At 33.5% G+C, this 14,860-nt stretch carries 10 protein-coding genes; all 10 read right to left on the bottom strand.

Annotated features, from left to right (window positions below; all coding sequences use genetic code 11):
• Window positions 1–732: 732 nt before the first annotated feature.
• The 10 genes from BT999_RS10695 to BT999_RS10650 all read right to left on the bottom strand — a co-directional run bounded on the left by BT999_RS10695 (window position 733) and on the right by BT999_RS10650 (window position 14,811).
• Window positions 733–1,323, bottom strand: coding sequence for a YkgJ family cysteine cluster protein (locus BT999_RS10695; protein WP_143145555.1), 591 nt, complete (start codon window positions 1,321–1,323; stop codon window positions 733–735).
• 115 nt (window positions 1,324–1,438) lie between these two features.
• Window positions 1,439–2,464 carry a cytochrome d ubiquinol oxidase subunit II gene (gene cydB, locus BT999_RS10690; RefSeq protein WP_072697785.1) on the bottom strand — a complete coding sequence of 342 codons (1,026 nt, stop codon included), beginning with the start codon at window positions 2,462–2,464 and terminating at the stop codon, window positions 1,439–1,441.
• Between the two features lie 114 nt (window positions 2,465–2,578).
• Window positions 2,579–3,904, bottom strand: coding sequence for a cytochrome ubiquinol oxidase subunit I (locus BT999_RS10685; protein WP_072697784.1), 1,326 nt, complete (start codon window positions 3,902–3,904; stop codon window positions 2,579–2,581).
• A 218-nt stretch (window positions 3,905–4,122) separates the two neighbouring features.
• Complete coding sequence (locus BT999_RS10680) at window positions 4,123–4,695, bottom strand: phosphatidylglycerophosphatase A family protein (protein WP_072697783.1); 573 nt, start codon at window positions 4,693–4,695, stop codon at window positions 4,123–4,125.
• Window positions 4,696–4,889: 194 nt separating this feature from the next.
• Window positions 4,890–6,080, bottom strand: coding sequence for a 12,18-didecarboxysiroheme deacetylase (ahbC, locus tag BT999_RS10675; RefSeq protein ID WP_072697782.1), 1,191 nt, complete (start codon window positions 6,078–6,080; stop codon window positions 4,890–4,892).
• A 163-nt stretch (window positions 6,081–6,243) separates the two neighbouring features.
• On the bottom strand, window positions 6,244–8,709 hold the full coding sequence (gene gyrA / locus BT999_RS10670) for a DNA gyrase subunit A (RefSeq protein WP_143145557.1): 2,466 nt from the start codon (window positions 8,707–8,709) through the stop codon (window positions 6,244–6,246).
• A gap of 24 nt (window positions 8,710–8,733) precedes the next feature.
• Window positions 8,734–9,423, bottom strand: coding sequence for a tetratricopeptide repeat protein (locus BT999_RS10665; RefSeq protein WP_143145554.1), 690 nt, complete (start codon window positions 9,421–9,423; stop codon window positions 8,734–8,736).
• A 10-nt stretch (window positions 9,424–9,433) separates the two neighbouring features.
• Window positions 9,434–11,857: a DNA topoisomerase (ATP-hydrolyzing) subunit B gene (gyrB, locus tag BT999_RS10660; protein WP_072697779.1), complete on the bottom strand. Its 2,424-nt coding sequence runs from the start codon at window positions 11,855–11,857 to the stop codon at window positions 9,434–9,436.
• 61 nt (window positions 11,858–11,918) lie between these two features.
• Complete coding sequence (gene dnaN / locus BT999_RS10655; RefSeq protein WP_072697778.1) at window positions 11,919–13,082, bottom strand: DNA polymerase III subunit beta; 1,164 nt, start codon at window positions 13,080–13,082, stop codon at window positions 11,919–11,921.
• Between the two features lie 340 nt (window positions 13,083–13,422).
• Complete coding sequence (locus BT999_RS10650) at window positions 13,423–14,811, bottom strand: helix-turn-helix domain-containing protein (protein ID WP_072697777.1); 1,389 nt, start codon at window positions 14,809–14,811, stop codon at window positions 13,423–13,425.
• Window positions 14,812–14,860: the final 49 nt, after the last annotated feature.

Raw genomic sequence — 14,860 nt, 5'->3', positions numbered from 1 at the left:
CTCTCCAGTTATAAATAACTGTACAGTTCGAATCAACTAATTGAATCGACTGACTAAAACTCTTAAACTATTTTTTTTAGAATGTTTTCTAACCGAAGTTAAAAAACTATTTTCCCAACTCGCTATTTAATTGTCAAAGAACTAATTCTAAATTAAAACGTTAAAACCTAATTATCTTAAATAATTACGTAGTCAACATAAAAATTTAATCTCTCTTTCCGCTCCAACTTTTCGTGAAACGCGAAAGTTCTTTTTGCCAAACTTATTGAAACTTGTCAACATCTTTTTTATTTTTTTTTAATCTTTTTTTCAAAGCTTTCAAAGCTAGAAAAACAAACTAATCATTTAATATAAAAAAGCTAGACCAAAATCATCTTCTTTATCTAAAAAACATATATCTCAATAAATCAAATTAGTTACATAAAAAAACAAATAAACTCACTTCAATATATCGCTTAAGATAATTAAAAGCAAACCTATTTGCATCTTAAAAAAATCTAATCTTTAAAATATACTCTAATAATTTGATAACAAAGAACATTTTTGAAATTCGCACCAACGCCGAACTCGTTCTTCGTCAGTGCGAGAAATGCTTCTATGTGTTTTATCAAAAAACGTCAAGCACTTTTTTAAGATTTTTTTATTTTTTTTGAGAAAAAGTTGAAGAAAATCTTTGAGGTAGCTAATTTAAAAAGATTAAACATCTTTAAATTCAATGAGATAGATAGAAAACTATAGTTTTAAAATCTTATCATATACGGAAGATAACTCTACGATATTTTTCTTATAACTATCAAAAACATCTTCTCCCTGAAGACCATCTATATCTCGCACTTGAAAAAAGGGAAGCGTTTGTGCAACGGCTGTGTACAAAAGTCTTCTCGAAGGAATCAAAACCTCGTTTGGTCTGGTTTCAAGGGGGTCTTCATTAATTGTACAGCTTTGACCAGCAACCATATATCTTCGGCAAGCTATCGGACGCATTGGATAAACAACACACGCTCCATCAAGATTAAACAAGCAGATTTTTGGTTTTGTCTTAAAATTTTCCAATAGTGTCGCAAGCAGTTGTTGATCTAAAATTGTATTTACATAAAAACCAAGACCAATCACCTCTATAGTAGAAAGAGGAATCGTATGATAACAACAAGCAACGCAACCTTTATAACAAGCTATAATATCTTTATTTTTTTTAGTAACTTGAGCAACACTAAAATCAATTACGGCATAACAATTTAACAACAACGGTAGCCACTGATGTTTTGCCTCATATTCAGGCATTGACAGACGGAATGCTTCAATACTTTTATCTAATGTATTCATCTTTATTGAGCTTATTTATTAAAAGTTAATTTTACTTTGCAGTTGAAATGATATAGCTCCTCGATAGTAAAATCAAGGAGCTAACAATTTAATCAATTATAATTTTAATAAGATTTTAATAAGAATGTTCACTCTTTAAATCTTCGTCTGTAATTTTATGACTAAACACAGTGTATACCCAGATTTGATAAATAATAACAACAGGTAAAATAGCAAGCACTGAATAAAGCATAATCGAAAGAGTTAAAGGAGTAGAGGCTCCGTTATGAATGGTGATAGAGGCCGCCTCGCTAATATTCGAAGGAATAAGAGCCGGATACATACCAAGCACACCAAAGAAGGTTACTCCCAAAATAAACAAAGCACTAAAGAACCAAGATAACCAGGCCATACGGGCTTTAATTAAAAAGTATAAAGTCAACAAAGAAACAACAGCAAGAATAGGGAATATTAATAAAGCCGGCATTTTTGCATAATTAGCAAAAAGATGAGTTTCTTTATAACTCCAACCTAAAAAGAGTAGAGCCACCGCAAGCAAATAACCCCAAAGGCAACCTGCTGTTTTCATTGCACGTTCTGAAAGTTCGCCTGGTGATTTAATTGCTAACCATAATGCCCCGTGAACACAGAACATAAGCACAAAGAGAATGCCACCGGCTAAAGCATAAGGGTTTAAAAGCATTAGCAGATTTCCGTGATAAACTCCGGCTTCATCTAAAGGAATACCTCTAAATAGGTTAGCAAAAGCCACACCTAATAATAAAGCAGGTAAGAAACCACCTAAGAATTGGAAAACATCCCAAAACTTACGCCAAGCATCAGAATCTATCTTATTACGAAATTCAAAAGAAGCCGCTCTAAAAATTAATGCAAAAAGCAATAAATATAAAGGGGCATAAAAAGAACTAAACAATACGGCATAAGCCACGGGAAATGCCGCAAAAGTCGCACCGCCGGCAGTAATTAACCAAACTTCGTTACCGTCCCAAAAAGGTCCGGCAGCGTTATAAACTATACGTTTTTCTGTTTCATTTTTAGCAAGAAAGGGGAAGAGCATGCCCATACCGAAGTCGAAACCATCGAGTATAAAATATACAGCCCATAATAAGCCCCAAAGCACAAACCAGATTGTCTCAAGCATATATTCCTCCGACTATTAGACAAACGTTTAGGGTTTATCTGTAAATAGTATTTACCTCAACTACTTATTAACTAAGTTAACAAGTTTAGCGAGTTGTAAAGTTTCGTTAAGTTATTAAACGGGGTTTGGACCTTTACGCGCATATTTACGCAACAGGTATATATCTAAAATACCCAAGAGAGAGTAGACAACAACAAAAGCAGCTAAAGAAATTGCCACAGAAGAAGCAGGAACGGAAGTAACCGGAGAAATAGCGTCTCTTGTACGCATCATTCCGTAAACAATCCAAGGTTGACGACCGACTTCCGCAACAGTCCACCCCGCCATTACCGCAATATATGGAATAGGGATAAACCAAGGTAATAATTTGGCAAGCCAAGTTTTTTCTTCGATATTTTCACGATAACGCCAAGCAAGGAAAGAAAGAATTAAAAAGACAACGCCAAGCCCCGCCATTAAGCGGAAAGAGAGGAAAGTAACTAAAACAGGTGGGCGATCTTCTTTAGGAAAATCGTTTAAACCTTTAACTTCAGAAGTAAAGTCTCCAAAAGCCAAAAAGCTCATTAAACCGGGAATAGTAATAGCTTGAACGGCGTTGCTAGAATTAGCTTCATCAGGAACAACCAATAAAGACAAACCTGCTGGCTTGCTGGTTTCCCAATGAGATTCCATAGCCGCCATTTTAGCCGGTTGCAATCTTGCCACGGTTTGCCCGTGGTTATGCCCTTGAACAGCAACAAGTATTGCCGCAATAAAAGTAAAATAAGCCGCTATTTTAAAAGAGCGACGGAAGAAATCAACTTCGTTTTTACGCAATAAATGCCAAGCAGAAATACCTAAAACAAAAAATCCGCTGAGCATCCACGCCGCAAAAGTATTATGGAAAAATTGTCCCCAAGCAAATTCGTTGGTTAAAACTTCCCAAAAATTAGCAAGTTCGGCACGTCCTCGTTCGTTATTAATAGTATAACCAACAGGGTTTTGCATCCAACCGTTAGCAAGGATAATCCAAACGGCCGAGATATTACTGGCTAAAGCAACCATCCAAATTGCAAAAAGGTGGACTTTTTTAGAAACTTTTTCCCAACCAAAAATCCACACCGCTAAGAAGGTAGATTCTAAAAAGAAGGCAAGCGTGGCTTCAATCGCAAGCAGTGAACCAAAAATATCACCCACATATTCAGAATAACGAGACCAGTTAGTCCCAAACTGAAACTCAAGAGTGATACCGGTAACAACACCTAAGGTGAAGTTAATAATAAATAATTTACCCCAAAACTTAGCCATGCGTTTATAAACTTCGTTACCCGTACGCACATAAAGCGTTTCGATAAAAGCTATCAAAACAGCCAAGCCTAAAGTTAAAGGCACAAAAATAAAATGGAAAAATACCGCTGTTGCAAATTGCACACGGGATAGCCAAACAACTAAATCATCCATAAATTCAGCTCCCTACGTTTATAATTTTTGATACAAGCTTTATAGCATCATGTATAACAAGTATACCGACTATAAAGATATTTCAAGACAAATATACACATTAAACACAAATGTTTAACAAGAACACAAACTTTACCTTGCTAAACAATAAAAGTTATTATTTATATTTTCATATTAAGCAAAAAAAATCAATAAGTATTCAACTTTAAAATTTATTTTTATTTCAATTTTCTTTTTATCAAACTACTTAAAATAATTATCATGAAACTTAATAAAAATATAGAGAAAGTCGTATGGGAAACAAAAATATTAAAAGAAATATATAAAACAAGCATAGCGTAAAACGCACTCATCAAATCATCACACAAAACGCCCCAACGATTATTCCATTTTTTATCAATAATATCAGCAGGAAATATCTTAATCATATCAAAAATGCGAAACAAAACAAAAGCCCAAAGAGCAAATTCTAAATTGCCCATATTTGGATAAATTAAAGGCACAAAAAGATAACCCGCAATTTCATCAAGCACAAAAGCCGAAGAGTCATGATCTTCAAAATATTTTTCCGCCCAAGTGTTTAAATATAAACAGAAAAATGAAACAACAAGAAAACAAGACAACAATAAAGGAAAGTGCCAAGCAAGCGGGGTAAGATAAAGAATAAATAAATAAATCGCCAAACCCCATAAAGCCGCACAAGTTCCGGGCAGTATCGGAGAAAGACCAAAACCAAAGGCACTCGCCAAAAGAAAATTACGCCTGTCAACGGAAGATAATAGTTTTTGCATAATAAATGATTGTTAGGTTTATAAATTAATAGATTGAAGGGGCTGTGTTTTTTATTTTATAATCAAAGCAGAATAAAATAAACAGTTTTTTGCAATCTTTTAAGCAAAGCCAAGAAAACAGTTCATTAAAAAGAAAAACCCCTTGCAAACAAAATTATTTTACAAGGGGTAGATATATTAAACTATCTTAAACTTTATTTTAAGCCAATTTCTTCATCAGTTAAATAACAAGCCGGGTCTTCTGCCCAAACGTCATCATAAACTGATTCGGCTCTGGCTCTAAAGTTACCCGCACAAATATTTAAAAAGCGACATTTAGCACAACGCCCTTTAACATGCTTGGCTTTTTCTTTTAGTTGAGGCAATAACTCAAGGTTTGGATCGTCCCAAATAGCTGAAAAAGGTCGTTCTAAAACATTACCAAAGCTACGTTCACGCCAGAATTGGTCCGCATGCACTCGCCCGTCCCAAGAAATACAACCAATCCCACGCCCGGAGCTATTACCTTCGTTAAATTGAAGCAATTTAAAAACTTCTTCGGCTCTGGCTTTATCTTCACGCAATAAACGCATCCAAACATAAGGACCATCAGCGTGGTTATCAACGGTTAAAACTTCTTTAGGCTTGCCTTTATCATGCAATGCACGAGTTTTATCCATAATTAAATCTAATAAGTTACGTGTTTCGGCGTGGCTTAAATCTTCTTTGATCAAATCAGAACCACGACCAGAATAAACCAAATGATAAAAACAGACACGAGGCACTTCAAGCTCTTCAAGTAGAGTAAAAATAGCAGGCACATCTTGGGCATTACGCTTATTAACTGTAAAGCGTAAACCTACTTTTAAGCCTTCTGCTTGGCAATTTTCAATACCTTGAAGGGCTTTTTTAAACGCACCTTTAACTCCACGAAAGTGGTCATGCACATCTTCTGTCCCATCAAGAGAGATACCTACATAAGACAAGCCAACTGCTTTTAATTCCTTAGCTTTTTCTTTGGTAATTAAAGTTCCGTTAGTAGAAATAACCGCCCTCATGCCTTTATCTGTTGCATGCTGAGCTAGCTCGACCAAGTCTTTACGCACTAAAGGTTCGCCACCTGAAAATAACATAACAGGAGCACCATAAGACGCTAAATCATTAATCATTTCTTTAGCTTGAGTTGTGTTTAATTCTTCGCTGTTGGCTGCATTTTCGTCTAAAGCTTGTGCATAACAATGTACACACTTAAGGTTACAGCGTCTGGTCATATTCCAAACAACAACGGGTTTTTTGTCTTTAGAAAACTGTAAAAGATGAGAGGGGAGCTTACCTGAATCACGCCCATAACGCAGGGCGTCTGATGATTCAACTTGTCCGCAGTATAATTTTGAAATGCCTATCATGAAAAGACTCCATAAGAGCAAAAGTGAAAGGGTTTTTTAACGGGGTAAATTAATATTGCATTGCCAAAGTTTTTGACAATAAAAAAGAATTTTCTTTTATAATCAAATATTATCAAAAAGCTCGGTAAACCATTATTCTAAAAAACAAAGAAAAACGCAATAATTATTCGCTTTCTATTTCTTCATCTTTATCATTAGGCATTTCATTAACAGTATCAAAACCAACAACGCTACCATCTTCACCCAAAGAAACAAGGCGAACACCTTGGGTTGCACGTCCGATACTGCGAATATCATCAACGCCTATGCGAATAATTTTATTATTTGAAGTAAGCAAGACCAAACCGTCATCTTCTTTAACCGGCATAGCACCAATAACATCACCTGTTTTAGAAGTAATTTTAAAGTTGATTATACCTTTTCCGCCACGAGATTGCAGACGATATAAATCAAGCTTTGTACGTTTTCCGTAGCCTAAACGAGAAACAGTCATAATTTCTGAGATTTCTTCCGTTCCGTTATCTTCGCTTGGAACAATAACACAAGCCACAACATTATCAGAACCACGCAATGCAATTCCTTTAACTCCGCTGGCTCCGCGTCCTGTTGGACGGGCATCTTGGCAAGAAAAGCGAATGGCATAACCACCGGCGGTAATCAATAAAGCATGGCAATTATCGTCAACTTCACGGACAGTTATTAATTCATCGTCATCACGCAAACCAACAGCAATTAAGCCTGATTTGCGGCTTTTTGCATAAAGTTTAGCCGACGAGCGTTTAATCATGCCCTGACGAGTCGCAAACAAGAAGTAATTGTCTTGAGTAAATTCACGAATAGTAAGGACAGTCGCCACAAACTCGTCTTTTTCCAAAGGCAATAAGTTAGCAATATGCACGCCTTTTGCCGTCCTGCTACCTTCCGGTATTTGATGCACTTTAAGTTGGTGCATACGCCCACGGTTAGTAAACAGCAAGAGGAATTGATGGTTTGTTGTCGCTATAAAATCTTGAACGCTATCATCATCGCTGGTATGTACTCCGGCTATGCCTTTTCCACCACGTTTTTGTTGTTGATAATGTTCCAATTGAGTACGTTTAATATAACCACGACGAGATAAAGTTATAACAACTTCATTATCAGGAATTAAGTCTTCCAAGGCGATACTGTCTAACTCTTCTTCTAAAATTTCAGTACGTCTTTTAGTCGCAAAAGTTTCTTTAAGATAAATAACTTCATCTTTCATAACGCCAACTAAAACACTTTCATCGTTTAAAATAGAGCGAAAATATTCTATGTTTTTCATTAATTCACGATATTCTTCTAAAAGTTTTTCGTGTTCTAGCCCGGTTAAACGTTGCAGACGCATATCTAAAATAGCTTGAGCTTGAAGGGCGCTTAAACTAAAACGCACCATTAATTTTTCTTTAGCTTCCGGTGCATTAGCAGAATGACGAATAATCGCAACAACTTCATCAATATGATCTAAAGCTATGCGTAAACCTTCTAAAATATGGGCTCTGGCTTCTGATTTATCTAAATCAAACTTAGTACGCTTTAAAATAACTTCGCGTCTATGTTCTAAAAAGTAAGTTAAAGCACTCTTTAAATTTAATAGTTGTGGGCGATTATTAACAACCGCCAACATATTGATACCAAAAGAAGTTTCTAGCTGAGTAAATTTATATAAAGAATTTATTACAACTTCAGGAATACTGCCACGTTTTAAGTCTAAAACAATGCGAATACCTTTTCGGTCTGATTCGTCTCTTAAATCAGTAACCCCTTCTATTTTACGTTCATTCACTAGGGCGGCGATTTTTTCGACTAAGTTTGACTTATTTAAACCATAAGGAATTTCACGAATAACTATAGATTCAAAACCTTTTTTACGGTTTTCTAACTCTACTCTACCCCGAATTTTTATAGAGCCACGCCCGGTATTATAACCATCTTCAAGCCCTTGACCCGCATATAAAAAACCATAAGTAGGAAAATCAGGACCTTTAATAACGTCCATAAGGTCAGCGACTGTACTTTCCGGTTCATTTAAAAGCATGGTTAAACCATCACACAACTCGCCTAAGTTATGTGGTGGAATATTTGTCGCCATACCAACGGCGATACCCGAAGTTCCGTTTAACAATAAGTTAGGAACTTTTGTTGGTAAAACAGTCGGTTCTTCCAAGGTATTATCATAGTTTGGTCTAAAATCAACGGTTTGTTTATCGATATCAGCCAAAAACTCACCGGCGAGGCGAGACATTCTTACTTCAGTATAACGCATAGCCGCCGGAGCATCACCATCGATAGAACCAAAGTTACCTTGACCTTCTACCAACAAATCACGCATGGAAAAGTCTTGTGCCATACGCACTAAAGCATCGTAAACAGCCGAATCACCGTGTGGGTGATATTTACCGATAACGTCCCCGACAATACGGGCAGATTTTTTAGGTTGGCGGTTATAACCATTTCCTAATTCGTGTTGAGCAAACATAATACGACGATGCACGGGTTTTAAACCGTCTCGTACATCAGGAATTGCTCGCCCGACAATAACAGAGAGTGAATATTCGAGATAAGACTTTTTAAGTTCTTGTTCTATTCCGATTGAAGTGGGATTCAAATGTTCAGACACATTAACCTCAAGCTATTTGCTTATGTTATAACCCATTTTATAGGCTCTTGTTTCTAATTCTTGTGCTTTAACTAAATTTTTTTCAATACAAAGACCATTGGCATAATAACGGGACAAATTATAAAAAGCAGGAATATAACCCGCCAAACTTGCTTGTTCAAAGTTTTTAAAAGCAGAACAGTAATCTCCGCTTTTTTCTTTAATTACACCTAAAAGATTTTTAGCCGGAATATGTCCGCTCTCTGCTAATAAAGATAATTCTTTTATATCATTATCGTTTATTTCTGTTTTAAAAAACATTTTTTGATAAATATTGGCAACAGGGCTGTTTTTTACTTTCAAACTTTCATACATTTTTTTTACTTTTTCAAACAAAAGATTGGTTTCGGAATCTTTTGGCTCAACCCCTCTTTGTTGTTCATAAGAGCGAGCAAGCATAGCGGAAGCTTCGGCAGCCGTTTTTTTTTCTTTTGTTTTTGATAAAGCTTCAAAACGCTTAAAAGAATCGTTAAAATTACCTGTTACATAAGAATAATAAGCTGAATCAAGTTCTTTGTTTTTAGTCCAACTTGTTTTTTTAATATATTTAATATTAAAGCCATCAACTTTAGCTTGTTGATTTTGTTGAGTTTTTTGAGTTTGACAAGCCGTTAAACTCAACATCAACACAACACAGATTGTAATTAAATTAATATATCTCATAACTTATTAATTATATATCCAAATCGCTAACTGATAAAGCGTTTCTTTCTATAAATTCTCTTCTTGGTTCAACTCTATCGCCCATTAACTGTTCAAATATTTCATTTGCCGCTTCGGCATCTTCGATATTAACCTGAAGCATAGTACGATTTTCAGGATTCATGGTTGTAACCCAAAGTTGTTCCGGGTTCATTTCACCAAGACCTTTATAGCGTTGAATATTTATTCCCTTACGAGCTTCGTCTAAAACAGCATTTTGCAGTTCGAATATATCATTTATTTCTCGTTCGTTATCTTTGGTTAAAATAGTAAACTTTAAACCACCACAAGAAAGTTTAATATCGTTTAGCTGTTTCCATGCTTGAATATACATACGAGAATTAAAAAATTCGGCACCAAGTTTAATGCGTAATTTATCTGTATTTTCAAAAATAACCCAAATACGTTGGTCATCTTCGCTATCATCAAAATTTACTTTAAAATCATAGCCCTTTTCTTTTAAAGAGCTACGTAATTTTAATAAAGCCGGGCTATCTTCTTCGCAGGCATTATGAATTTTACAACCTTTAAAATCATCAGGCATAATTTGTTCGGAATGATTAATAAATTCTAAAAACAATTTACGGTTAATTCCGGCAAGTTCGGCATCATGTAAACGATTATTAATCACATCTATTGAACTTAAAAGCATTATTAAACTTTGTTCTTGTAAAATTTCTCCGTTTTCAGAGCGAATCTTAACCTCTTTACTGACTTTATTTAACAAAAATTCGTTTAATATTTTATCATTTTTGATAAAACGTTCCATTTTGCTATTATGCACACGATAAAGTGGTGGTTGAGCAATATATAAATATCCGCTTTCAATAAGTTTTTGATATTGACGAAAGAAAAATGTTAATAATAAAGTACGAATATGAGCACCGTCAACGTCAGCATCGGTCATAATTACTATTTTATGATAGCGTAATTTAGTTAAATCAAGATCATCTTCACCAATTCCGGCACCCATAGCCGTAATTAAGGCTTTGATTTCTTTGTTGTTTAACATTTTATCAAAACGGGTTCTTTCTACGTTTAAGATTTTACCCCTTAAAGGCAAAATAGCTTGATTTGACGGATTACGCCCTTGTTTAGCCGAACCGCCCGCAGAATCACCCTCAACAATATAAAGTTCGCTTTCAGCCGGGTCTTTACTTTGACAATCTGCCAATTTACCCGGTAGTGCGTTATCTGATAACGCCCCTTTTCTTCTAACAAGTTCACGAGCTTTTCTGGCGGCATCTCTGGCACGAGCCGCATCAACGGCTTTATCGATAATTAATTTAATATCTTTTGGGTTTTCTTCAAACCAAGTATTGAGTTGATCATAAACCAAACCGGCTACAATACCGCTTATTTCGCTGTTACCAAGTTTTGTTTTGGTTTGACCTTCAAATTGAGGGTCTGGTAATTTAACGCTAACAATAGCTGTTAAACCTTCGCGTACATCATCACCGGAAAGGGTCATTTTATATTTTTTGTTTAATTCTTGGTTGTTCTTTAAATAGCCGTTAATAGCTCTTGTTAAAGCAGTTTTAAAACCAACTAAATGAGTTCCGCCTTCTTTTGTGCGTATATTGTTCGCAAAAGTCAAAACATTTTCTTTAAACCCGCAATTATATTGCAAGGCAAAATCAACAATTACATTACTTGAATTGACTTCGCCATTAATGATAGAGTGGATAACCCCTTCACCGCTGTTTAAATTTTTAACAAATTGAATAATTCCGCCTTCATAACAAAAAGTTTCTGAGGTTCCGGAACGTTCGTCGGAAAATTCTATAATTAAACCTTTATTAAGATAAGCTAATTCTTCCAAACGTTTTCTTAAAATATCATAATCAAACTGGCTAACTTCAAAAATTTCTTCATCAGGAGTAAAACGGATTGTTGTTCCGTGTCCTTCGCTATCACCAATACATTGCAAATCTTCTTGAGGTACACCTCTTGAATAAGTTTGGCGATATTTTTTTCCGTCTCTTCTAACACTAACTTCAAGATTAATAGACAAGGCGTTTACGCAAGAAACACCAACACCGTGTAACCCACCGGAAACTTTATATGAATTACTGTCAAACTTTCCACCGGCATGAAGTTTTGTTAAAACAATTTCAAGAGCCGGGCGACCTTCTTTAGGGTGAATATCAACGGGAATACCGCGCCCGTTATCACGCACCGTACAACTATTATCTAAGTGTAAATTAACGCTTATTTTTGTACAATAACCTGCCATTGCTTCGTCTATTGAGTTATCGACAACTTCATAAACTAAGTGGTGCAAACCTCGTATATCAGTACTGCCTATATACATTGCCGGGCGTTTACGAACGGCTGCCAAACCTTCAAGAACAGTAATACTGTCAGCTGTGTATGCTTGGTTTTGATTTTCCACGGAACTTCCTGTTTGATAAATTATATAGTTAAGATTTTAAATTATTTAATTATTTTTTATTTTAAGAATCAACTTCTTCTTCGTTGTAAAAAGTTTCTTCAACTATTTTCATAGGCATAATTATAACCACATAATCTTGGTCATTTTCGCCTTTAATTCCACAACAGCCTTCTGTTCCGGTAAAAATCATGGTTAATTTTTCTGAATTAAAATGTCCGAAAATATCAATTAAATTACGCGTTGGAAAAGCGATTTTTTTAATATCGCCTTGATATTGCATATCAAGCATTTCCGTAGCACTTCCCACATCTTGACCCGTACATGATAACACAAGATCAGAATTTGTTAAATCAAAGTAAGTACAACGATTGTTTTCATTGTTAAAAATAGATAAACGACCAAGGGCATCAATAACTTCAGGGCGGTTAATTATTAAATTTGATATATCCGTAGCATAAATTCTTCCTAAAAAGTTGGTATAATCAGGAAAAGAAAAATCAGCCAAAGGCAAGCTCATACTTTCTTTTTTATCCATACTTCTTAAAAATATACGTTTTTCTAAAATACTAACTTGAATATCAGATTTATTTGCTAACCATTTTTTTAATTCATTCAAATATTTTTTTTGAATCAAAATACCGTTTGCAGGTAAAATATCATGTAAAGCATCATTTAAAAAGCTTTGCAGTGCAAATTGATGACCGTTTAAACCACAAGCTTCTATTTTACCTTCGCCTTTAGGTTTTAAAAGAAAACAAGATACACCCTCAGAACTTTCATCATCGCTGATACAAAAGGAAATTCTGTCAATTAGTTCTTGTAAAAAATCAGCAGACCACTCAACGGCGTTTTCTTCGTAAAACTCTGAAAAGTTTTGAAACCAACTTGATTCTTGGGTAGGAAGTTTATATTTCTTTCTACCTTGTTCAATTATTAAAACAGAGTTTTCGCCTTTCGCTTTAAAACTTAAAGTACCGTTAGGTAATTTTTTTAAAAGTTCAACAAAAGCCTTACCTTGAACACCGATTAAGCCTTCTTCAGAAATATTGGCAGAATAATTACCAATAAATTCAATACTTGAATCTGTGGATAAAATACCGAGTTTATTGTTTTCTACTTTAAGCCAAATAGATCTTAAATAGGCCGCCCCTGTTTTAGGGGGAATAATAGCGGCAGCAGTCTGTAAACCTTCGATAATTTCTTCTTTTTCAACGTTAAGAATCATATAAAAACTCCTACTAAAGACTAAGAGGTTTAAACTCTTTAAATTTTAAAATATATAAATTTTATTTTTTGATTTTAAAAATATGACTCTTAAAAATACCAAAAATTGAGTATTTTGCAATCTTAATTTTAGACTAAAAAAAATTTTAAAAATCAACCAACTAAGATTCAAGTCTGTTTTTTTATAAATAAAAATAAAATAAAATATCTAAGATAGTTTTGTTATTGGCTTGTGAATATTGTTTATAACTTTTATAACTAATTGTTTTTTATGTTTTTTTTAATAATAAAAATGTTCCTATCTTGTTTCTTTATTTTTGTATAAATTTCTTATTTGAAGTTTATATGTTAGAATTACACTTTTTCATTATGTTGTGTACAAGCTTGTTCATATCTTTGTTACTATCTATAACATATTCAATTTTTTTAATAGCATGCATAACAGTTGTATGGTCTTTTCCGTTAAAAACATGACCTATTTTCGGATATGATAAAGATAGTTTTTTTCTACAGATATACATAGCTATTTGTCTGGCTGTTACCAAATTTTGTGTTCTTTTATTACTTAATATTTCTTCTGTGGTATAATCAAAAAACTTTGCGACTATTTCTATTATGGCTATATGACTTGAGCTGTTTAAATTAATACTTGAGGTATTGTTTAATATATTGTTAAAATCTTTCTCTTTCATTTGGTTATCATATAATTCCAAATAAGCTTTTATTTTTAACAAAATACCATCAATCAAAGTAAAACCATGATTTTTATGAGCAATGGAAATAATTTGTTCGGAGTTAAGGTTTATATTTAATTTTTCTATTTTATTTTTGATATATTTAATTCTAATATCAAGATCAGGCTCTTTTATCTCAAGACAAATTCCTCCACACAAAAAAGTAAAAAGGTCTTCGCCAAGCCAATCCATCTCGTTAATTTTTTGGCTTGATGCCATTAATATTTGAGTATTTTGTTTTTTGAATAGTTTTAATAAGATATTTAATTCTTTTTTTAATTTTGGATAATCAAGTAAAAACTGTATTTCGTCTAAGATAAAAACTTGGTTACTTTTTAAATAATCTCTTATAGTTATTTTATTTTTTGAATTTATATAAAGTTCGTTTAATTCTTCTGTATTAACAAAACAAATTTTATTTTTATCAACTGTTTTTAAAAATTCATTAACCATTGCAATTAAAAGGCTGGTTTTTCCAACTCCTTTGTTTCCATAAAAAATTATTGGATTATATCCTTGTTTTTTATTACCTTTTGAAATATCACAGGCGAGACTAAAAGGAAAAAAGTTTTTATCGTTATAAAAAAAATCATCAAAGTTAAAATCAAGTTTTGAAATTAAATTATTTTTGAAATTAACTTGATTAATTTGTTCAAAATAATTTTTGTTTGACTTATTATTAATGACAGTATTTTTTATTTCTTTATTTTTTATTTGATATTTAACTTTTTTAAGGTCAATATTAAGTTCTGATAACGCTTGTTCAAAAGCTAAAATACCTTTATCAAAAAACCATCTTGAAAAAAAATGGTGTGGAAAGGCAACATAAATAGTTTTAATTGAGTTATTATCAAGTTTTTTATCACTTTGATTAAACTCAATATTAATAGATAAGGGATTAAATAAGCTATTTAATTCGCTTTCACTATATTTAGGTTGAAGAATATTTTTTATTTGTTGTTTGAGCATAATTTTGGATTTATTTGTTGTTTTCATGACAATATATAACAAGTAAAGTATTTTGGCAAAGATTTCATAAAAACAA

Origin of the sequence: Desulfovibrio litoralis DSM 11393 (assembly GCF_900143255.1) — a bacterium.
Taxonomy (GTDB): domain Bacteria; phylum Desulfobacterota; class Desulfovibrionia; order Desulfovibrionales; family Desulfovibrionaceae; genus Frigididesulfovibrio_A; species Frigididesulfovibrio_A litoralis.
This window is presented reverse-complemented; position numbering and strand designations above follow the sequence as displayed.